This is a genomic window from Bifidobacterium sp. A11 (genome assembly GCF_000499185.1).
GTDB lineage: Bacteria > Actinomycetota > Actinomycetes > Actinomycetales > Bifidobacteriaceae > Bombiscardovia > Bombiscardovia mizhiensis.
The window spans coordinates 19,663-38,168 of sequence record NZ_AWUO01000003.1; the positions used below are offsets into that span (position 1 = coordinate 19,663).

The following is an 18,506-nucleotide window of genomic DNA, read 5'->3' on the forward strand; positions in this document are numbered from 1 at the left end:
GTCTAGGCGCTTTCGCCCTCGTCGCAGCCGCAGGCGATACTGACTCCGGAGGTGGATGGCCATGCGTTTGCCAGCAACCATACCGGCCGGAGCGCGGCTGGTGATCAGGATTGCCCTGGGATCGGACCCGGAAGACGGAAGGCCCAAGTTCCGCGACTACGTGGGCCATGTGGTCGACTGGGACGGACGGCGGCTGATCCTGGACAGGGACCCGGCGGCCAATGGGTCGCGTCCCGGGGAACGGGTGACCCTGCAAGCAGAAGACATGGTGGCCCTGAAGCCGGTCCCGGAACGCCGTTCGCCCCGTCCGGACCCACCTGATCTCAGTCGATGACCGGCGGGTGCAGCACCCGGGCACGGCTGGTGGTCAGGAAGGCCGAGACCTGCTCGCCGCGCAGGGCCGAATCCAGCAGCTCCTGCCGCCAGTTGCCCTCCTGCGGATCCAATTCAAGGTCGGTGGTGGGCATCGGCTCCTGGCCGGCCAGGGCAGCCTTGTAGCGCCGGAAGGGATCGGCCTGGAGGAAGAAGCCCCGGCGCTTTTCATCGGCCGCCGCATCCTGGTCCCGCAAGAGAGAGGCCATGCCCTGCAGATTCTCGGCCAAGTCATCCAGAAGGTCGGCCACCTGGTCGGCGTTCTCCTCCACCATGGCCCGGGTCCGTTCCGGATCGGTCAGGGCCACCCGGGTCATGTCACGCCAGGATCCGGCCGCCAGAGCCGAGGCCACACGGCGGTCAGGCGATCTGGTCAGCATGTTGGCCAGGGCGGTGGCCACCACATGGGGCATGTGCGAGATCAGCGCAGCGGCCCGGTCATGGGTGGCATCGTCCAGGGCGATCAGCCGGTTGCCCAGACCCTGGGTGACCATGTCGGCCACGGTCAGGAATCGGCTGTAATCCGTTTGCTTATCGACGCAGAGAGCCCAGAGGGCATCATCCAAGAGGGCCGGGTCCGAGTCCTCGTAACCGGAGCCCTCGCTGCCCGCCATGGGATGGGCGCCCACATACCGATCAGCCAGACCGGCCTGCTCGACCTGACGGCGGACCGGCCCCTTGACACTGCCCACGTCGGTCAGGGTGGTGCCCCGGGTCAACACCGGAGCCAGGGCCTTGAGCACCTCGGGCATGGCCCGCAAGGGGGTAGCCAGCACCAGCACGTCTGCCTTGCCCTTGGCCAGCTCTTCCAAGGTGTCCACGCAATGGATCCCCTGGCTGCGGGCCTGCTCGTAGGGACGGTCATTGTGGTTCCATGCGATCACGAACCGGCCCCGGGCGGCCAGGCGGCGGGCCAGCGATCCGCCGATCAGACCCAGCCCCGCCACGGCGATCTTGTGGGCCGAGGTCAGCACCGGCGAGGCGGCCATGCCTGCCATGGGGTGCATGTGCTCGGGCCCTGACAGGTCCATGTGCGGGAAAGACGCGGATTCATCTACCATAACAACTCCTTGCTGATCGTCTCGGTGTCGGGGTCCTCGCCCCGGAAGGCCCCCGCCCTGGGCAGCATCCATTCACGGATGGGGGGCGCAGGATGCGGGGTGCGCGGATGGACCGCCAGGGTCTTGAGCCAGTCCCCCCTGTCCAGCAGGTCGGCCAGCACCTGATGCAGACCCTTCTGCCAGGGTGCGGCGTCGATGCTGGCCACGAAGCTGTAGGTCCCGTCGTGCCCCTTGATGGGCCGGGACATGAATGAGGTCATGTTCAGGCCCGCATCGCGCAGACGGTCCAGCAGGTTGGCCAGCACGCCAGGCCCGGTATTCAGGGGAATGAAGGTGACGATGGACTCGAAATCCCCGCCCGGCGCCAGGCGGCGTGCCAGCCGGGCAGCCTGATCCCGGGGAGCCAGCAGCAGAAAGTCGGTACGGGCCCCCTGATAGTCCTGCACCTCGCGCCGGTAGGTCTCCAGTCCGTAGAGGCTCCCGCATATGCGCGGCCCCAGAGCCACCTGGTCGGGGCCCAAGTCACGACAGGCCGCAGCGTTGGAATCGGCCGGCACCGGATTGAGGCCGGTCTCTGCGATGAAGCCCTTGCACTGGGCCAGTCCATGGGGATGGGCGGCGACCTGGCGCAGGGGGCCATGGTCAGCCCGGACGAAAGCGTCGAAGACGATGGGCAGGCGAACCATGCCGAAGCCCGCTACCGCCTGAGCATCGATCAGGGCATCCATGTTGGGCACCACATGGCCCTCCACGTTGTTCTCCCAGGCCAGCACTCCCCAGCCTCGGCCCTCCTCCACAGCGGCCACAATGGCCGCCGCATCCGTGCAGGGCCTCAGATCCGCCTGGCAGCCCAGCCTTGTCGCCATGAGGCTGGCGGCCTCAAGGGCGGCCTGATGTGTGAAGGTCCCCTCGGGACCCAGGAAGTGCAGAGAAATTCGGTCGGATGAAGTCGCCGGCCTCGCTAACGGGTCCTGGCTCATGCAGATCGCCCCTGACGACGCAGGGGGCCATCGGCAAACCAGGAGGCCGGCAGACAGATGGCCAGGGTCTGGATCAGAACCAGCCCGCCCATCCAGAGGAAGACCGCATACTTGGCAAAGAATGTCGGGAAGTTGGCATAGGGCATGAGCACGTCGCCGCCGGGTCCGCGCATGGAGAGCAGCCAGACCGTGACCGTCGAGGCCACCAGATGCAGGGCCAGCCCCATGGTGCCGCTGTCGCAACGGACCCACCAGGCAGCCAGGGCCACCAGCAGATAGGCCAGGACCATCCCCCAGGGCAGACCCTGAGCGGCCCCGGAGCGCTGGACCAGGGTCCCCAGCACCCCCACCGCCAGGCCGATGGGCAGGCCCAGCAGGCAACGGAAGGCGCTGGCCTTGCTAGTCTCCCCCGTCGAACGGGAGGGGGCTTGGTCCTTGGATTTGGAAACCTGAGACTTCATGGGTTCCAGACTAGTCCGACCCGGTCACCGTGGGGCGGCCGGGTCGGACTGGTCTGATTGTGAGAGCAGGCTTACTTCTTGTTGGCCCTGCGCTGACGGGCGTTCCACTTGTACCAGGCATCCCTGTCCAGGATGATCTTGCGCACACGGATGGACTCGGGGGTCACCTCCACGCACTCGTCATCGTTGGCGAAGTCCAGGGACTCCTCCAGGCTCATGTCGATGGGCGGGGTCAGGGTCTCCAGCACGTCGGCGGTGGAGGAACGCATGTTGGTCATGTGCTTCTCCAGGGTGATGTTGATGTCCAGGTCGCCGGGCTTGTTGTTGATGCCCACGATCTGCCCCTCGTAGACGGGCGACTGGGGCTTGACGAAGAACTCGCCTCGGGCCTGGAGCTTCTGCATGGCGTAGGGGCTGGCCTTGCCCGAGCGGTCGGAGACCATGGATCCGTTCTGCCGGGTCTTGATGTCGCCCGCCCAGGGGGCGTAGCCGGCGGAGATTGAAGCGGAGATGCCGGTGCCGCGGGTGGCGGTCAGCAGGGCGGTGCGGAAGCCCAGCAGGCCACGGGAGGGCACGGTGAACTGCATTCTGACCCAGCCGGAGCCGTGGTTGGTCATGGTCTCCATACGGCCCTTGCGGTCGGCCATGAGCTGGGTGACCGCGCCCATGTACTCCTCGGGAACGTCGATGGTGTCGGACTCCATGGGCTCTTGAAGCTTGCCGTCCACGGTCTTGGTGACCACCTGGGGGCGGCCCACGGTCAGCTCGTAGCCCTCCCGGCGCATCTGCTCGGCCAGGATGGCCAGGGCCAGCTCGCCACGGCCCTGAACCTCCCAGGCATCAGGCCGGTCGGTGGGCAGCACCTTGATGGAGACATTGCCGATCAGCTCGCGGTCCAGGCGGTCCTTGAGCATGCGGGCGGTCAGCTTGTGGTCCTTGCCCTCGGTGCCGGCCAGGGGTGAATCGTTGGTGCCGAAGGTCATGGAGACGGCCGGGTCGTCCACGTGGATCAGCGGCAGGGGGCGGGGGTCGTCCTGGTCGACGATGGTCTCGCCGATCATGATGTCCTCCACGCCGGCCACAGCCACGATGTCGCCGGGGCCGGCCTCCTCCACAGGGAAGCGCTGCAGGCCCTTGGTGCGCAGGATCTCGGTCAGCTTGAAGTTCTCGATGGACCCGTCCACGCGCGACAGGCCGTACTGGCGGCCCTTGGTCAGGGTGCCGTTGTAGATGCGCACCAGACCCAGACGGCCCAGGTAGTCGGAGGCGTCGATGTTGGTCACATGGGCCTGCAGGGGGGCGCCCTCCTCGTATTCCGGCGCGGGAATGTTGGTCAGGATGGCCTCGAAGAGGGGCTCCAGATCGTCGTTGTCGGGCACAGCGCCGTCGGCAGGCTGGTTGACGGAGGCCTTGCCGGCCTTGGCTGCGCAGTAGATGACCGGCAGGTCCAGGAGGGAATCCAGGTCCAGATCCACTCCCTCCTCGCTCACGTCCTGGGCCAGGCCCAGGAGCAGATCGGTGGACTCGGAGACCACCTCGGAGATGCGGGCATCGGGACGGTCGGTCTTGTTGATGACCAGGATGACGGGCAGCTTGGCCTCCAGGGCCTTGCGCAGGACGAAGCGGGTCTGGGGCAGGGGCCCCTCGGAGGCGTCCACCAGCAGGACCACGCCGTCGACCATGGAGATGCCGCGCTCCACCTCGCCGCCGAAGTCGGCGTGGCCGGGGGTGTCCACCACGTTGATGGTGATGCCGTCGGGCTCGCCCAGCTTGGCGGCCAGGGGGCCTGTGTATTTGACGGCGGTGTTCTTGGCCAGGATGGTGATGCCCTTCTCCTTCTCCAGGTCGTTGGAGTCCATGACCCGGTCGGGCACCTCCTCCCGCTCGGAGAAGACGTGCGACTGCTGCAGCATGGCGTTGACCAGGGTGGTCTTGCCGTGGTCAACGTGTGCCACAATCGCCACATTTCGTATATCGCCGCGTACCGCCATCAAAACCTCATTCTCGTGAATGCTATCCCGGAATTGGACAAACAGAGACAAGTGTAACCGCCTTGTGTGACAGGCGATCACTCCTCCTCGCCCTGGGGTGAACCCTGGGCAAGATCCGGGGACTGAAGTTGGCCGGACAGCTCCTGGCGGGCCTGGGCCAGAGCCGAGTCCTCGTCGGGCAGGAAGGGGGCCAGGGAGGGCAGATCCTCCAAGGATTGCAGGCCCATCCGCTCAAGGAAAAGGTCGGTGGTGACCAGCAGCGCGGCATGGGTCTGCTCGTCCAGGCCCTCCTCGCGGACCAGGCCGCGCACCAGCAGGGCCCGGATGACCCCGTCTGAGTTGACCCCGCGGATCTGGCCCACCTGGGCACGGGTCATGGGCTGGCGGTAGGCGACGATGGCCAGGGCCTCCAGGGCCGCCTGGGAGAGGCGTGCCGTCTGGCCGTCCTTGACGAAGGCCGCCACCACGGGCTGGTAGGCGGTCCGGCTGGTCAGCTGCCAGCCCCGGGCGGTACGACGCAGTTCGAACCCTCGGTCGCTATAGGACTCGGCCAGCGATTCCAGGGCGGCATTGACCGGCTCCGGATCCACGGCCAGCACCCGGGAAAAATCCTCTGCGGTCAGCGGCCGGTCCGTGGCCACCAGAATGGCCTCCAGACAGGCGGTCAGTCCGCCGGGAAAGTCCTGTACGTCGAAGTCCACATATTCGGGACGGGTGTCGGGAGCCGAGGTTTGGCTCATGCGAAGTCCCCCTCACTGATCAAGGCTGTTTCCGGCTCCTGGGTAGGCCCTACCCAGCGCAGGTAGAGCGGCTGGTAGGGGCCATCCTGACGGTACTGGATCAGCTCCTGTCTAAAGAAAATCAGCACGGCCAGGAATCGGGCCACCACCTGCGCCCGGCCCTTGGAGGAGGCGACCAGATCGGCGAAGGCCACTGGCTGCCCGGGCTGTGCCAGCAGGGCCTGGCGAACCAGGTCGGCCTCCTTGTTCAGGTCGACCAGGGGCACGTGCAGCTGGTCCAGCCGGACCTGGGAGGCCGGAGCGTTGACCAGGGCGTTGGCACAGAGCAGGGCCAAATCCTCCGGCTTCAGGGTCCAGACCAGATCAGGCAGCAGATGGGCCAGCTGGGGCTCCAGATGGCCGGGATGCGGGTAGCGGCCTGAGTTGGCGGCCAGCCTGGCTCGAAAGTCCTGCCCTGCCTGCTTGAAGGCCCGGTACTGCAGCAGCCTGGCAAAGAGCAGATCACGCTCCCGGAGGGCATCCATGGAGGCCTGGTCGCGCATGGACTCGTCCTCCACAGGCAGGAGGGCAGCGCTCTTGGCCTCCACCAGCACCGAGGCCACATCCAGAAAGGCACTGGCCTGGTCCAGCCCTTGGCTGAAGTCCAGGGTGCGCACATAGTCCAGAAACTCCCCGGTGATGGAGGCCAGCGAGACCTCCGTCAGCGAGAGCTTGCGGTTGGCCAGCATGCCCAGCAGCAGGTCGAAGGGTCCCTGGTAGACATCCAGGTCGACGGCGAAACCGTCCGTTGATCCGCTCACGCCACGATGCCGCGGGCAATCAGCTCCCGGGCGACCTCCCGATACTCCTTGGCGGTCTTGTGCTCGGGAGCGAACATGGTGATGGGCTCGCCGGCCACCGTGGCATCGGGCAGCTTGATGGACCGGCTGATGATGGAGTGCAGAACCTTGCCCTTGAAGGCCTCGTAGATGCGCTGAAGCACCTCGTCCGAATGCAGGGTCTTGGTGTACATGGTGACCAGCACCCCGTAGATCTGCAGGTCGGGGTTGATGCGGCTGCGGACCTTCTCGATGGATTGCATGAGCAGGGCCACGCCGCGCAGGGCGAAGAACTCGGCCGCCACGGGAATGATGACCCCGTCCGCAGCAGTCAGCGCGTTGACGGTCAGCAGGCCGAGCGAGGGCTGGCAGTCGATGATGATGGCGTCATACTCCTGCCGCAGGGGCCGGATGGTGGCCGCCAGGGCCTGCTCCCGGCCGACCTCGGTGACCAGCTGAATCTCGGCGGCCGACAGATCGATGTTGGCCGGGATGATGTCCAGACCGTCGAAACGGGTGTGCCGGACCACCTCGTGAACATCCAGGGAGGTGTCGAACATGGCGGTGTAAATGGTGTTGTCCACGCTGTTGGCGTTGATGCCCAGGCCCACGGTGGCCGCGCCCTGGGGGTCGAAGTCCACGATCAGCACCCGGCGCCCATACTGGCACAGGGATCCGGCGATGTTGATGGATGAGGTGGTTTTGCCTACGCCGCCCTTCTGGTTGCACATGGCGAGAACACGGGCCGGGCCGTGCTGTTTCAAAGGCTCCGGGGCAGCGAACGTCTCATACTCGCGCCCTAACAAATCCGTAGGCATGCTTCTACCCTATCAAGTTTCCGACCGCATTCGCGGGTTGGCGGGTCAGCGAGCGCGGGGATGGGCCGTCTGGTAGGTCTCCATCAGGGCCTGGGGGCTGACGTGTGTGTAAATCTGGGTTGTGGTCACCGAGGCGTGGCCCAGCAGCTCCTGAACCGAACGTACATCGGCGCCTCCCTCCAGCAGATGAGTGGCGAAGGAGTGCCGCAGGGTGTGGGGGTGCAGGGGTCTGTTCAGGCCCGCCCGACGGCCGGCATCCCTGACCACCTGCCAGACGGTCTGCCTGGTCAGCCGCCTGCCCCGCTTGTTGAGGAAGACGGCACGCAGCTCCCTGCCCTTGGTGGCCCGATCGCACAGGCTGGACCGTCCCAGATTCAGGTAGGCCTGCATGGCCTGGCAGGCGTAGGAGCCCATGGGCACCAGACGCTGCTTGTCGCCCTTGCCGGTCAGACGGACCACACGCTCGTTTAGGTTCATGTCCTCCAGATCGGTACCGACGGCCTCCGAGACCCGGCAGCCGGTGGCGTACATGAACTCCAGCAGAGCCTTGTCCCGCAGGACCACCGGATCCTTGGATCCGCCCATGGCAGCCACATCCAGCAGCCGGGCCACCTGGTCCACGTCCAACACATCGGGCAGGGCCGAGGTGCCCTTGGGAGCCTTGACGGTGCGAGAGACATCCTGGTCGGTCACCCCCTGCTTGAGGGCGAACCGGTGCCACTCATGGACGGCGGCCATCCTTCGGGAGCGGCTGGCTGGACTCTCGTCGGCCAGGTGGGCCAGGAAACCCTCCACATCGGCGGTCTTGATCTGTTCCAGGTTGGTGATGCCTCGAGCGGATAGCCAATTGATGTACATGGTCAGATCGGACTTGTAGGCCTTGACCGTGGCAGGGGCCAGACCCCGCTCCAGTCCGGTATAGGCCAGGAACTGATCCAGCAGGGCGGTCAGCCCCTCCTGATGATCACCGTCCACTACCGCTTAACCTCCGGTTCTCTTCATCAGTGCTGGTCTGTAGGCCATATTCTAACGCCCCGCTCCCCTGTTTCCACGCTTCCGACGCGCTCGGTATTGCTGCGACCGCTCAAGAGAGCTCCCGGATCAGCCCTTGGATCCCCTCTTGCTGAAGAATCCGTCGGTAGGGTCCGGCCTCCCTGCTGATGATCCTGTCGATGGCATGCATACCCAGCAGCTCCACCGGTGCATTGTCATCGGTCAATATCCTCCCCTCTGCATCCCCAACCGTGCTCAGACGGGAGCTGACCTGCGCCATCATCCCGGATAGGTCCGGATCAGGGCTGACCCTGGCGGCAGCCTCCGCCAACAGGTCGGAACCCGGGTAGCCCCCCATCGCCGCCTTCTTGCCCTGGGTATCCACTCCTGATCCCGAGCAATTCCCGGAAGAGGGGCGGCGCGCAAAGAGCTCGCGGTTGGTGGTCTGGGGCACGTCGGCCGTCAGGATGGCATCGGATCCGAAGACCCTGGTGATGGTGTTGGTCAGGGCCGCATTGATGGACCCCTGACCGTCGTCGATCATGTTCATGTTGACCACCATGACCCCGCCCGGATTCAGGTGATTCCTGACCAGGGTGAAGAACTCGGTGGAGCTCATCTGGAAGGGGATGGTGCTGTCCTGATAGGCATCGACCATGATCAGATCGTAGCGCTGGCCACTGGCTGCCAGCCAGGCTCGGCCGTCGTAGGTGGAAACCGGGATGTCGGCGGGCTGATCAAAATACTTGGTGGCCAAGTCGCTGATGGTCCGGTCGATCTCCACCCCCTGGATGGCCATCCGAGGATAGTACCGCCTCAGTTGCCTGGCGTAGGTCCCGGTCCCCATGCCCAGGATCAGAGCCGAGCGGGCCTGCTCGGCCATGAGCGGTGCAGCCAGGGCCGTGTCGTAGTACATGCCGGTCATTCCGGGATGCTTCATGGTGACCGACTGGACGCCGAAGAGGACGTTTGTGGAAAGGATGGTTCTGTCCGCCAGGGTTTTGACCTGCAGGTAGTTGTAGATGGACTCGCCCTCGTAGGCCAGGCCCTTCTCCCAGAAGGCGAACCCCGTCATCGGCGACAGGGCGGTCGAGATCACAAAGGCCACCGTGGCTAGAAGGCAGGCCAGGCGGTGGGCATGGGAGGAAAGGAAGTAGATCAAGGCCACCAGGAGCAGTATCCCGGAGAAGATCAGAAAGGTGACGAAGGTCCCCACGGCCGGGATGGTCACAAAGGTGGGCAGGAAGGTGCCCAGGATGGATCCCACGGTATTGCAGGCGCTGAGCCGGCCGACCACCGAAGCGTTGTCATCCAGGGAGTCGGTGGCGCTCTTGACCAGGCCGGGGGTGATGGTGCCCAGGAGGAAGAGGGGCGGAACAAAGATGATTAGGCAGGAGATGAAGGCCGCCAGGATCAGGAAGTTGGTGGAAACGGCCACGATCAGCAGCCCCGAGATCAGGATGATCAGATACTTGCCGACCAGGGGGATCAGGGCGATCCAGACGGCCGCGGCCAGAATGCACAGGTAGAGCCTGTCCGGGTCGGGATTTCTATCGGCCCAGCGACCGCCGACGACGGCACCCAGGGCCAGGGCGATCATGATGGTCCCGATGATGATGGTCCATACGATCTGGGAGGACGAGAAGTACGGAGCCAGCAGGCGGGAGGCCCCCAGCTCAGCGGCCATGACAGCCATCCCCGAGAAGAATTCCGTCACATAGAGAAAGATCCGCGACCGCAGAATAGGGCGCGACCGATTGATCACCGCTGGTTTTGATCCACCGCTACTCGGTGATGGACTGGACTGACCAGTCAATTCTGCCGATACAGCCGACGCGTCTGCGCTGTGATCATCGTTCATGGCGGCTCCCGGCATCATTGTCGTCAATCAACTTACCGTCCCCATGAGGAATGGTCAAATATGCAAAGAACCCCGCGAAAGGCGAGGTTCTTGAAATGCGGTGTTCGGGTCCGCTGATCAGGCAGCGACCGGAGCGTTCACATCGGCAGGCAGGGCCTTCTTGGCCTCGGCCACGATGGCGTTGAAGGTGTCGATGTCGTTGACGACCAGGTCGGCCAGGGCGCGGCGGTCCAGCTCGATGCCGGCCAGGCGCAGCCCTTGGATGAAGCGGTTGTAGGTGATTCCCTGGGCGCGGCATCCGGCGTTGATGCGCTGGATCCACACCTTGCGGAAGTCGCCCTTGCGGGCCTTGCGGTCCCGGAAGTTGTATGTGTATGAATGGAGCAGCTGCTCCTTGGCCTTGCGGTAGAGACGGGAGCGCTGGCCACGGTAGCCTGACGCCCGCTCCAGGACGACCCGACGCTTCTTATGCGCGTTGACTGCCCGCTTGACTCGTGCCATAGATATTCCTCAGCTTTCTAAAATCTCACTCGACGCGACAGCACCCGCTCAGCGGGCCAGCATCCTCTTCATGTTCTTGGACTGGGTCGGAGCGAGCACCTCGTCAGTGGACAGGTGACGACGCTTCTTGGCCGACTTGTGCTCCAGATTGTGGCGCATACCGGTCCCGGCGTGCATGAGCTTGCCCGAACCCGTGGCCCGGACGCGCTTGGATGCGGCGGAGTTACTTTTCATCTTCGGCATTGCTGCCCTCCTTGGATTTCATCTGCTTGGGAGAAGTATTGTTGTCGGCCTTGGCAGCCAGATGGGCCGCCTGACGGGCCTTGCGCTCGGCACGGGCCTGGCCGCCCCGCCGACGCTGCTCGGACTGGGTGTGGACCTTCTTGCCCTTGGGCGACAGGGTCATGATGATGTTGCGCCCCTCCTGCTTGGGGGCGAACTCGATGGAGCCCAGATCCGCGACGTCGTCAGCCAGCTTGCGCAGGAGCTCCACGCCGCCGATGGGCCGGGACTGCTCGCGCCCACGCAGCATAATAGTGACCTTGACCTTGTCTCCGGCGGACAGGAAGCGGCGCACGTGCCCCTCCTTGACCTCGAAGTCGTGGTCGTCGATCTTCAATCTGAAGCGGATCTCCTTGATCTCCGACATGCTCTGATTGCGGCGCGCCTCACGAGCCTTGATCTTCTCGTTGTATTTGAACTTGCCGTAATCAATGAGCTTGGCGACCGGAGGCTTGGCCTTGGGTGCAACCTCGACCAGGTCAAGGTTGGCCTCCTTGGCCAGGTTGAGGGCGACGGAGGTCGCAATGATTCCCACCTGCTCGCCGTTGGGCCCGATCAGGCGTACCTGAGACACTCGTATATCGTCGTTAATCCTTGGTTCGTCGCTAATGATGACTCCTTCTCAAATACCACAACATCCACTGCCAGGCGAAGAACCCATAGGTTTCGAACATGACCACCGCTGCTGTATGGCAACGACACCGCCAATGCCTGCACCGTGCATGATGACGGCCAACCGTCATCGGCGCAGGTCGAACCCGAAGCCATGGAAGGCTCCCAGGTGGGATCATCCGCTTTCTTGATTTCTCAAGCCGAATAGCAGTATAGCACAGCCCTCGGGACAGACTCCTAGGCCGGAAGGTCCAGCAGCTCTGGTTTGGTCCCGTCGTGGATGAAATAGACGTCATACCAGGTCAGGAAGGAGTAGACGGTCCAGATCTTGCGACGGGCGTCGTTGCGCTTGGCGTAGTTGTCGTCCAGCATGCGCAGCAGGGCCTGCTGGTCGAAGAACTCGGACACCCATTCCTGTTCGAACATGCTGCGGACCAGCCGGTAGTAACGCTCCTGATGCAGCCAGTCCCGGATGGGCACGGGGAAGCCCAGCTTCTCCCTGGCGGACCACTCCCGGGGAATATGGCGGTCGGCAGCCTTGCGGAAGGCGAACTTGGTGTTCTGATCAGTGATCAGGTATTTGGTCGGCACCTTCTCGGCCACATCCATGAGCTTGCGGTCCAGCAGGGGCACACGCAGCTCCAGGGAGTGGGCCATGGTCATCTTGTCGGCCTTGAGCAGGATGTCCCCGGGCATCCACTGATGCATGTCCAGGTACTGCTTCTTCTTGAGCTCGGACAGGCTGCGCCCCTTGAGCCGGGCATAGATTCGTCCCGTGATCTCAGAGACACGGGGGGCCTTGCGGTAGGCCGGCTTGAGCAGCCTGCCGGCCTCGTCCTCGTCGAAGACCTTGGCCTGGCCGATGAAGCTCTCCTCGGCGGGGGCCAGGTTGGCGTACAGGTGCCAGGCCCCGTGGAAGTGCTTGCCCTTGGCCCAGCGTCCGATGGCATACCGGGCCTTGCGAGGCAGCCGCCCCAGCAGACGGGTGACATCCTTGATGATGCGCGAGCGCGTATGCACGCCGTAATCTACGTAGCCTGCGAAGAGCTCGTCGGCGCCCTCCCCGCTCAGGACCACGCGCAGGTCCCGGCTGGCCAGCTCGGAAAGGAAGAAGAGCGGCACGCAGGAGGGGTTGGAGTCAGGTTCGTCCATATACCACTGAATCTGCGGGAAGTAGCTGAAGGCCTGGTCGCCGTCCAGGGACTCGGTGGTGTTGTTGAGCTTGAGTATGGAGGCCAGCTCGCCAGCCTGGTCGGACTCGTTGTAAGTCCCCTTGCCGAAGCCGATCGAATAGGTGTGCCGGGGGCGTGCCAGGGCTGCGACATAGCTGGAGTCCACCCCGGAGGAGAGGAAGGAGCCCACCTCCACATCGGCCACCTGGTGGGCCTTGACCGAATCCTGGACGGTCTGGTCGATGGAGTCGACCAGGTCCTTCAGATCCTGCTTGCTCTCGCCAAAGGCCGGGTCGTAATACTGGTGGATGTCCATCTTTCCGTCCCGGAAGGTGAACCAATGGCCCTCGGGAAGCTTGAATACGCCCTTGAAGAAGGTCTCGGGGAGCGCCGGGTACTGGAAGGTCATGTAGGGACGCAGGGCCTGGGTGTTGAGCTCCTTGTGGAAGTCCGGATGCTGCAGGAGGCTCTTGATCTCCGAGGCATACATGAAGGTGCCGCCCATCCGGGCGTAATAGAAGGGCTTGATGCCGAAGTGGTCCCGGGCCCCGAAGAGCTCGCCGCGGCCGCGGTCCCAGATGACGAAGGCGAACATGCCGCGCAGGCGGTTGACCACTTCGTGACCCCACTGCTCGTAGCCGTGCAGGATGACCTCGGTGTCGGACTCGGTGGAGAAGGTGTGGCCCAGGTCGATCAGCTGGCGGCGCAGTTCACGGTAGTTGTAGATCTCCCCGTTCATGGTGATGGCCATGGAGGAGTTCTCGTTGAAGATGGGCTGGTCGCCGCCCTGCAGATCGATGATGCTCAGGCGCCGAAAACCCAGGGCCACCCGCTCATCGACGAAATGCCCCTCATTGTCGGGGCCTCGGTGGGCAATGATGTCCGTCATCCGCTTGAGCACGGCCGTTTTTTCCTCGGTAGAGGTGTCGTTGACGAACCCAGCAATTCCGCACATTGGCATGACTCCTTATCGATCCACCAGCAGTCCACAATAGCCCAAAAGGGCAACAGGAAACAGAGGGGCCTCATGCGTGGACTGCGCCGGAACTCCATGGGTTCGAAGCTCCGGCGTGTCACTGGAGGCAGAACGGTCAACGACCGGCTTGGTCCACCAAGGGCAGGTAGTCGCCGTAGCCCTCCTCCTCCATCCGGTCCCGCGGCACGAACCGCAGGGCGGCGGAGTTCATGCAGTAGCGCTGCCCGCCACGGTCGGCAGGACCGTCGTCGAAGACGTGCCCCAGATGGATGCCGGTCTGTGCCGTCCGGACCTCGATCCGGGGCCGGCCCAGCAGCTTGTAATCCTTGCGGTTGACCAGCAGGTCGGGATCGATGGGCTTGGTGAATGCCGGCCAGCCGCAGCCCGAGTCGTACTTGTCCGCCGAGGAGAAGAGCGGCTGCCCGCTGACCACGTCCACATAGATGCCCGGGCGGAACTCCCCGTCGTAGGCATTGGTGAAGGGCCGTTCGGTGGCCGAGTGCTGGGTGACCTCGTAGCTTTCAGGGTCCAGGGACCATATGCGCTCGATGTAGCGCTGGCGGGAGGCGGCGTTGGCGATGGCCTCCAGAGGGATGTGGCAGTATCCGCCGGGGTTCTTGAGCAGGTAGTCCTGGTGGGACTCCTCCGCCGGATAGAAGTTGATCAGGGCCTCCACCTGCACAGCAGGATGACGGCCGGTCCTGCCCTCCAGCTCCTCCAGGGCGCGGCGGAAGACGGGCTCCTCCTGCTCGCGATGCTCGGGATCCCAGTAGAGGCCGCTGCGGTACTGCCTGCCCCGGTCGTTGCCCTGCCGATCCACCGAGAAGGGGTCGATCAGATCCAGCAGAAGCAGGGTCAGGGTCCGCAGACTGACCGTCTGGGGATCATAGGTCAGTCGCACGCTCTCCACGGCGTCGGTGACACCGCTGCAGACCTGCTCATAGCTGGGGTTGGGCACTGTGGACTGGGCGTATCCCACCTGGGTGTCGATGATCCCGTCCACCTCCTGGAAGAACCGCTCGATGCCCCAGAAGCATCCCCCCGCCAGGACGACCGTGGCCGGGTTGTTGGTCGAAATCTTGTTCTTGTCCATGATTCCTCCTCGCATACCGGTGCCTATCGCTAGGTTCAACAGGAGCGGGAGAGCGCCTATTCCGTTCCTGCCACGTCTTGACAGCCTTCTCACATTGTCGACCGGCCTATCCCTGCGGCGCGAGAGGGGATTATCATTGCTGACCATTCCCCAAAACGAAGTCAGGAGGCGGGTCATGCAGCAAGCGCAAAAAGACGCTGACGAAGATGCGAGGTCCTCCGGGACCATCCTGGGCTCCCTGGCTGCGGCCTTCCCACGGACCCTGCCTATCATGGCCGGATTCCTGGTGCTGGGGATCTCCTACGGCTTTCTGATGACCAGCCGTGGCTTCCCGGTGATCTACCCGCTGGCCATGAGCGCCCTGATCTACGCCGGTTCCATGGAGTTCGTGACCGTGGACCTGCTCATGTCCACCTTCAATCCCTGGGGCGCGCTGATGCTGACCCTGATGGTCAATGCCCGCCACCTCTTCTACGGCCTGGCCATGCTGCCGGTCTTTCGCGGGACGGGCCGGAAGAAGCCCTACCTGATCTTCGGCATGTGCGACGAGACCTTCGCCCTGGAGTCCGCCGACCCCCACCCGGCCGGGACCGACAAGGGCTGGTACCTCTTCTTCGTCACCCTGCTCGACCAGATCTACTGGGTGGGCGGCGCCACCCTGGGCGCTGTGCTGGGCAACCTGGCCAACTTCGACACCCGGGGGCTGGATTTCGTGCTGACCGCCATGTTCCTGGTCCTCTTTCTGGAGCAGTGGCGGCAGGCCGAGGCTCGCCTGCCGGCCCTGATCGGTCTGCTGGCCTCCCTGGCCTGCCTGCTGATCTTCGGACCCGACCGGTTCATCATCCCGTCCATGGTGGTCATCCTGGCCATCTTCATCCTCTTGGACTTCCACAGCCAAAGGGAGGCCTCATGACCACCACGCAGCAACTGATCACCATAGGCATTGTGGTCCTGGGAACCATGGCCACCAGATTCCTGCCCTTCTTCATCTGGCCGGAGGGACGTCGGCCGCCGGCCCTGGTGACCAGGCTGGGACGTCTGCTGCCCGCCGCCGTCATGGGACTGCTGGTGGTCTATTCGTTGAGGCACACCAACCTGGTCGGAGGCGACCACGGGCTCTACGAGGCCCTGGCTCTGCTGGTCACAACCCTGGTCCACCTGCGCTGGCGGAACATGATGGTCAGCATTGCCTGCGGCACACTGACCTACATGGCCTTGGTGCAGGGATGGCTGACCTTCCTGGTCAGTCTGGCTGGTCTGGGATGATGGAGGCGCCTCCAAGGGACGAGCGCAGAAAGAAGACTCTTATGCAGGATGACGGTCAGTCTGGCGAGACTGTCCAGGCACCGCTCTGCCGGATCTGGGGCGCCGGACAGTACTTTGGCGAAGAGGTGGTTCGCGGCGGCCAGGCCCTGGTCATCGCAGCGGACGGAGGACTGGAGCCGGCCCTGGAGCACGGGGACGAGCCTGATCTGGTCGTCGGCGACTTCGACTCTCTGCCCGCTGGCAGCCGCAAGCTGCGTACAGACATCCCTCGCCGGGTCCTGCCTGCCGAGAAAGACGATACAGACCTGCTGGCTGCAGTCAAGGTGGGCTGGCAGCGCGGTTGCCGGCGATTCCTTATATATGGTGGCCTGGGCGGACGCATGGACCACACGCTGGCCAACTTGAACCTGATCCATCTGATCGCGGCCAGCGGAGGCCGGGCCGAACTCTGGGGGCGGGGAATGCTGGTCACGGCCCTCGGCCCTGGAAGCCTGGACTTCCCCGTCTGGGACTGCCCGCCCAGGTCCATGATCTCCGTCCTGGCCGCTGACGACCAGGCTCTGGGCGTCGTCGAGCAGGGCCTCAAATACCAGACGGATGGCATGACCATGACCAACCAGCAGGTGACCGGCGTCAGCAACGAGTTCCTGCCTGGCAGACCGGCCCACATAGGCTTGAAACAGGGAACAGTGTTCGTCACCTACCCCATCTCGGCGCCCCAGCCGGTATGGAGTGCCGCCTTGGAGCCCAAGGCAGACCTGGGCTCCTTGGAGACCCGGCCCTCCCGCCGGCTGGCCTGAACCCCACTTGGAAAGGAACAACTATGACAGCATCACCTACAGCCCAGCACCCGCTCTTCATCTGCTACAGCCGCTGCTCCACCTGCGCCAAGGCGCGCACCTGGCTGCGTGACCACAATGTGGACTTCACCGAGCGCGACATCAAGGAGGACCGCCCCACCCAGGAGGAACTGACCGAATGGCTGGACATGAGCGGCCTGCCCGTCCGACGATTCTTCAATACCTCAGGTCAGGCCTATCGCAGCCAGGGCTTAAGCAAACGGCTGCCACAGATGGACACGGAGCAGGCTCTGCAGCTGCTGGCCACCGACGGCATGCTGGTCAAGCGTCCCATCCTGCTGGATGGCCGGCGTGTCCTAGTCGGATTCCGTCAGCAGCAGTGGGAGGATTGGCTGGCCGATACGAACGAAAATTCTCACAATTCTTGATCGTTTTGTTGCGTAAACAAACAACAAAACCTACCAATTATTTTGTTCGTTTTTTCCTTGGCAGAACCCGCGTTATCGCTTGCTATAAGTACACAGGGTTCTATAAACTATGAGATGTTATCAGTAATCGGCCATATACGGTCCGGTAATTTTTGTGCTGTATACGGCCAATCTCCAAGGGAGAATTGAATGACAGTAAAGATTGGCATCAACGGATTCGGACGTATCGGTCGTCTGGCCTTCCGGCGCATCTTTGAGCTCCAGGCCCGTGGCGGCGAAGCCTCCAACATCGAGGTTGCCGCTATCAACGATCTGACCACCCCGGCCATTCTGGCCTATCTGCTCAAGTACGACAGCACCCAGGGCACCTTCCGTCACGACGACGGCACCCCTGTCTCGGTCACCTCCACCGACACCGCCATCGTGGTGGACGGCAAGGAGATCCCGGTCTACGCCGAGAAGGATGCCAGCAACATCCCCTGGGCCAAGAACGACGGTGTGGAATGCGTGCTGGAGTGCACCGGCTTCTACACCTCCACCGAGAAGTCTCAGGCCCACCTGAACGCCGGAGTCAAGAAGGTGCTGATCTCCGCCCCCGCCAAGGACGAGGCCACACCCACCGTGGTCTACGGCGTCAACCAGGAGACCCTGAAGCCCTCCGACAAGATCATCTCCGCCGGCTCCTGCACCACCGGCTCCCTGGCCGCCATGGTCAAGATGCTGGATGACAACTTCGGCATCCGCATCGGGTACATGACCACCATCCACGCCTACACCGGCTCCCAGATGCTGCTGGATGGCCCCAAGGGCAACAAGCCGCGCAACACCCGCGCCGCCGCCCTCAACACCATCGAACACTCCACCGGTGCCGCCAAGGCCATCGGCAAGGTCGTTCCCTCCGTTGACGGCAAGCTGCAGGGCCACGCGCAGCGTGTGGCCGTTCCCGCCGGCTCCGTCACTGAGCTGTTCTGCCTGCTGAACAAGAAGGTCACCGTCGACGAGATCAACGACACCGCCAAGAAGGCCTTCGAGGGCAAGGACTACTTCGGCTACAACGACGAGGGCATCGTGACCTCCGACGTGATCGGCGACACCCACGGCGGCATCTTCGATCCCACGCAGACCGATGTCAACACCTATGGTGACGACCAGATGGTCCGCACCGTTGCCTTCTACGACAACGAGTACGGCTTCACCAGCAACATGATCCGCACCCTGATCTACTTCGCCGGACTGGGCGACTGAGCGTCAGGCCGGCTCCTCCGGCCCTAGCGATGATGG

At 64.0% G+C, this 18,506-nt stretch carries 20 protein-coding genes; 6 read left to right on the forward strand and 14 right to left on the reverse strand.

Annotated features, from left to right (window positions below):
* Positions 1-61 precede the first annotated feature (61 nt).
* The gene (locus P273_RS0103770) at positions 62-334 is read left to right on the forward strand and encodes a DUF6725 family protein (protein ID WP_024627154.1); all 273 of its coding nucleotides are present in this window, start codon (positions 62-64) and stop codon (positions 332-334) included.
* Here the strand turns inward: P273_RS0103770 and P273_RS0103775 are convergent.
* The 14 genes from P273_RS0103775 to msrB form a co-directional block, all read right to left on the reverse strand.
* Positions 324-1,361 (reverse strand): prephenate dehydrogenase/arogenate dehydrogenase family protein, encoded by a 1,038-nt coding sequence (locus tag P273_RS0103775; RefSeq protein ID WP_029676112.1) that lies wholly within the window; start codon positions 1,359-1,361, stop codon positions 324-326. The genes P273_RS0103770 and P273_RS0103775 overlap by 11 nt on opposite strands.
* Before the next feature lie 65 nt (positions 1,362-1,426).
* Positions 1,427-2,413, reverse strand: coding sequence for a prephenate dehydratase domain-containing protein (locus tag P273_RS0103780; RefSeq protein ID WP_051354116.1), 987 nt, complete (start codon positions 2,411-2,413; stop codon positions 1,427-1,429).
* Positions 2,410-2,874 (reverse strand): hypothetical protein, encoded by a 465-nt coding sequence (locus P273_RS0103785; protein WP_024627157.1) that lies wholly within the window; start codon positions 2,872-2,874, stop codon positions 2,410-2,412. Before P273_RS0103785 ends, P273_RS0103780 begins: the two co-directional genes overlap by 4 nt.
* Positions 2,875-2,945: 71 nt before the next feature.
* Positions 2,946-4,865, reverse strand: a complete 1,920-nt coding sequence (gene typA, locus P273_RS0103790; RefSeq protein WP_024627158.1) for a translational GTPase TypA — start codon at positions 4,863-4,865, stop codon at positions 2,946-2,948.
* A 77-nt stretch (positions 4,866-4,942) separates the two neighbouring features.
* The gene (gene scpB, locus P273_RS0103795) at positions 4,943-5,605 is read right to left on the reverse strand and encodes an SMC-Scp complex subunit ScpB (protein ID WP_024627159.1); all 663 of its coding nucleotides are present in this window, start codon (positions 5,603-5,605) and stop codon (positions 4,943-4,945) included.
* Positions 5,602-6,405: a ScpA family protein gene (locus tag P273_RS0103800; RefSeq protein ID WP_024627160.1), complete on the reverse strand. Its 804-nt coding sequence runs from the start codon at positions 6,403-6,405 to the stop codon at positions 5,602-5,604. The genes scpB and P273_RS0103800 overlap by 4 nt, the downstream gene beginning before the upstream one ends.
* Positions 6,402-7,241 (reverse strand): ParA family protein, encoded by an 840-nt coding sequence (locus P273_RS0103805; protein ID WP_024627161.1) that lies wholly within the window; start codon positions 7,239-7,241, stop codon positions 6,402-6,404. The genes P273_RS0103800 and P273_RS0103805 overlap by 4 nt, the downstream gene beginning before the upstream one ends.
* A 45-nt stretch (positions 7,242-7,286) precedes the next feature.
* Positions 7,287-8,216: a site-specific tyrosine recombinase XerD gene (gene xerD, locus P273_RS0103810; RefSeq protein ID WP_024627162.1), complete on the reverse strand. Its 930-nt coding sequence runs from the start codon at positions 8,214-8,216 to the stop codon at positions 7,287-7,289.
* A gap of 109 nt (positions 8,217-8,325) precedes the next feature.
* Entirely contained in the window at positions 8,326-9,999 is a 1,674-nt protein-coding gene (locus tag P273_RS0103815; RefSeq protein ID WP_051354117.1) for a spermidine synthase, read from the reverse strand.
* Positions 10,000-10,212: 213 nt separating this feature from the next.
* Positions 10,213-10,596, reverse strand: a complete 384-nt coding sequence (rplT, locus tag P273_RS0103820) for a 50S ribosomal protein L20 (protein ID WP_024627164.1) — start codon at positions 10,594-10,596, stop codon at positions 10,213-10,215.
* Positions 10,597-10,644: 48 nt separating this feature from the next.
* Positions 10,645-10,839, reverse strand: a complete 195-nt coding sequence (rpmI, locus tag P273_RS0103825) for a 50S ribosomal protein L35 (RefSeq protein ID WP_024627165.1) — start codon at positions 10,837-10,839, stop codon at positions 10,645-10,647.
* Positions 10,820-11,491 (reverse strand): translation initiation factor IF-3, encoded by a 672-nt coding sequence (gene infC, locus P273_RS0103830; RefSeq protein ID WP_029676114.1) that lies wholly within the window; start codon positions 11,489-11,491, stop codon positions 10,820-10,822. The genes rpmI and infC overlap by 20 nt, the downstream gene beginning before the upstream one ends.
* A gap of 236 nt (positions 11,492-11,727) precedes the next feature.
* Positions 11,728-13,617 (reverse strand): asparagine synthase (glutamine-hydrolyzing), encoded by a 1,890-nt coding sequence (asnB, locus tag P273_RS0103835; protein ID WP_024627166.1) that lies wholly within the window; start codon positions 13,615-13,617, stop codon positions 11,728-11,730.
* A gap of 136 nt (positions 13,618-13,753) precedes the next feature.
* Positions 13,754-14,731, reverse strand: a complete 978-nt coding sequence (msrB, locus tag P273_RS0103840; RefSeq protein WP_081709248.1) for a peptide-methionine (R)-S-oxide reductase MsrB — start codon at positions 14,729-14,731, stop codon at positions 13,754-13,756.
* 175 nt (positions 14,732-14,906) lie between these two features.
* Here msrB and P273_RS0103845 point away from each other — a divergent pair, with 175 nt between their 5' ends.
* From P273_RS0103845 to gap, 5 genes are all read left to right on the forward strand, one after another.
* Positions 14,907-15,644 (forward strand): AzlC family ABC transporter permease, encoded by a 738-nt coding sequence (locus P273_RS0103845; RefSeq protein WP_024627168.1) that lies wholly within the window; start codon positions 14,907-14,909, stop codon positions 15,642-15,644.
* Positions 15,641-15,997 (forward strand): branched-chain amino acid transporter permease, encoded by a 357-nt coding sequence (locus P273_RS0103850; protein WP_024627169.1) that lies wholly within the window; start codon positions 15,641-15,643, stop codon positions 15,995-15,997. The genes P273_RS0103845 and P273_RS0103850 overlap by 4 nt, the downstream gene beginning before the upstream one ends.
* A 41-nt stretch (positions 15,998-16,038) precedes the next feature.
* Positions 16,039-16,797: a thiamine diphosphokinase gene (locus tag P273_RS0103855; protein WP_024627170.1), complete on the forward strand. Its 759-nt coding sequence runs from the start codon at positions 16,039-16,041 to the stop codon at positions 16,795-16,797.
* A 23-nt stretch (positions 16,798-16,820) separates the two neighbouring features.
* Positions 16,821-17,225: an arsenate reductase family protein gene (locus tag P273_RS0103860; RefSeq protein ID WP_024627171.1), complete on the forward strand. Its 405-nt coding sequence runs from the start codon at positions 16,821-16,823 to the stop codon at positions 17,223-17,225.
* 189 nt (positions 17,226-17,414) lie between these two features.
* Complete coding sequence (gene gap, locus P273_RS0103865) at positions 17,415-18,470, forward strand: type I glyceraldehyde-3-phosphate dehydrogenase (RefSeq protein WP_024627172.1); 1,056 nt, start codon at positions 17,415-17,417, stop codon at positions 18,468-18,470.
* The last annotated feature ends 36 nt before the right edge of the window (positions 18,471-18,506 follow it).

What these genes read in the sequence shown, in the direction of transcription:
- scpB (WP_024627159.1), bottom strand. Translation starts at nt 5,605, where the DNA reads ATGAGCCAAACCTCGGCTCCCGACACCCGTCCCGAATATGTGGACTTC.
- msrB (WP_081709248.1), bottom strand. Translation starts at nt 14,731, where the DNA reads ATGGACAAGAACAAGATTTCGACCAACAACCCGGCCACGGTCGTCCTG.
- P273_RS0103860 (WP_024627171.1), top strand. Translation starts at nt 16,821, where the DNA reads ATGACAGCATCACCTACAGCCCAGCACCCGCTCTTCATCTGCTACAGC.
- P273_RS0103775 (WP_029676112.1), bottom strand. Translation starts at nt 1,361, where the DNA reads ATGGCCGCCTCGCCGGTGCTGACCTCGGCCCACAAGATCGCCGTGGCG.
- rplT (WP_024627164.1), bottom strand. Translation starts at nt 10,596, where the DNA reads ATGGCACGAGTCAAGCGGGCAGTCAACGCGCATAAGAAGCGTCGGGTC.
- P273_RS0103770 (WP_024627154.1), top strand. Translation starts at nt 62, where the DNA reads ATGCGTTTGCCAGCAACCATACCGGCCGGAGCGCGGCTGGTGATCAGG.
- P273_RS0103805 (WP_024627161.1), bottom strand. Translation starts at nt 7,241, where the DNA reads ATGCCTACGGATTTGTTAGGGCGCGAGTATGAGACGTTCGCTGCCCCG.
- asnB (WP_024627166.1), bottom strand. Translation starts at nt 13,617, where the DNA reads ATGTGCGGAATTGCTGGGTTCGTCAACGACACCTCTACCGAGGAAAAA.
- P273_RS0103780 (WP_051354116.1), bottom strand. Translation starts at nt 2,413, where the DNA reads ATGAGCCAGGACCCGTTAGCGAGGCCGGCGACTTCATCCGACCGAATT.
- P273_RS0103855 (WP_024627170.1), top strand. Translation starts at nt 16,039, where the DNA reads ATGCAGGATGACGGTCAGTCTGGCGAGACTGTCCAGGCACCGCTCTGC.
- P273_RS0103850 (WP_024627169.1), top strand. Translation starts at nt 15,641, where the DNA reads ATGACCACCACGCAGCAACTGATCACCATAGGCATTGTGGTCCTGGGA.
- P273_RS0103845 (WP_024627168.1), top strand. Translation starts at nt 14,907, where the DNA reads ATGCAGCAAGCGCAAAAAGACGCTGACGAAGATGCGAGGTCCTCCGGG.
- P273_RS0103785 (WP_024627157.1), bottom strand. Translation starts at nt 2,874, where the DNA reads ATGAAGTCTCAGGTTTCCAAATCCAAGGACCAAGCCCCCTCCCGTTCG.
- rpmI (WP_024627165.1), bottom strand. Translation starts at nt 10,839, where the DNA reads ATGCCGAAGATGAAAAGTAACTCCGCCGCATCCAAGCGCGTCCGGGCC.
- gap (WP_024627172.1), top strand. Translation starts at nt 17,415, where the DNA reads ATGACAGTAAAGATTGGCATCAACGGATTCGGACGTATCGGTCGTCTG.
- typA (WP_024627158.1), bottom strand. Translation starts at nt 4,865, where the DNA reads ATGGCGGTACGCGGCGATATACGAAATGTGGCGATTGTGGCACACGTT.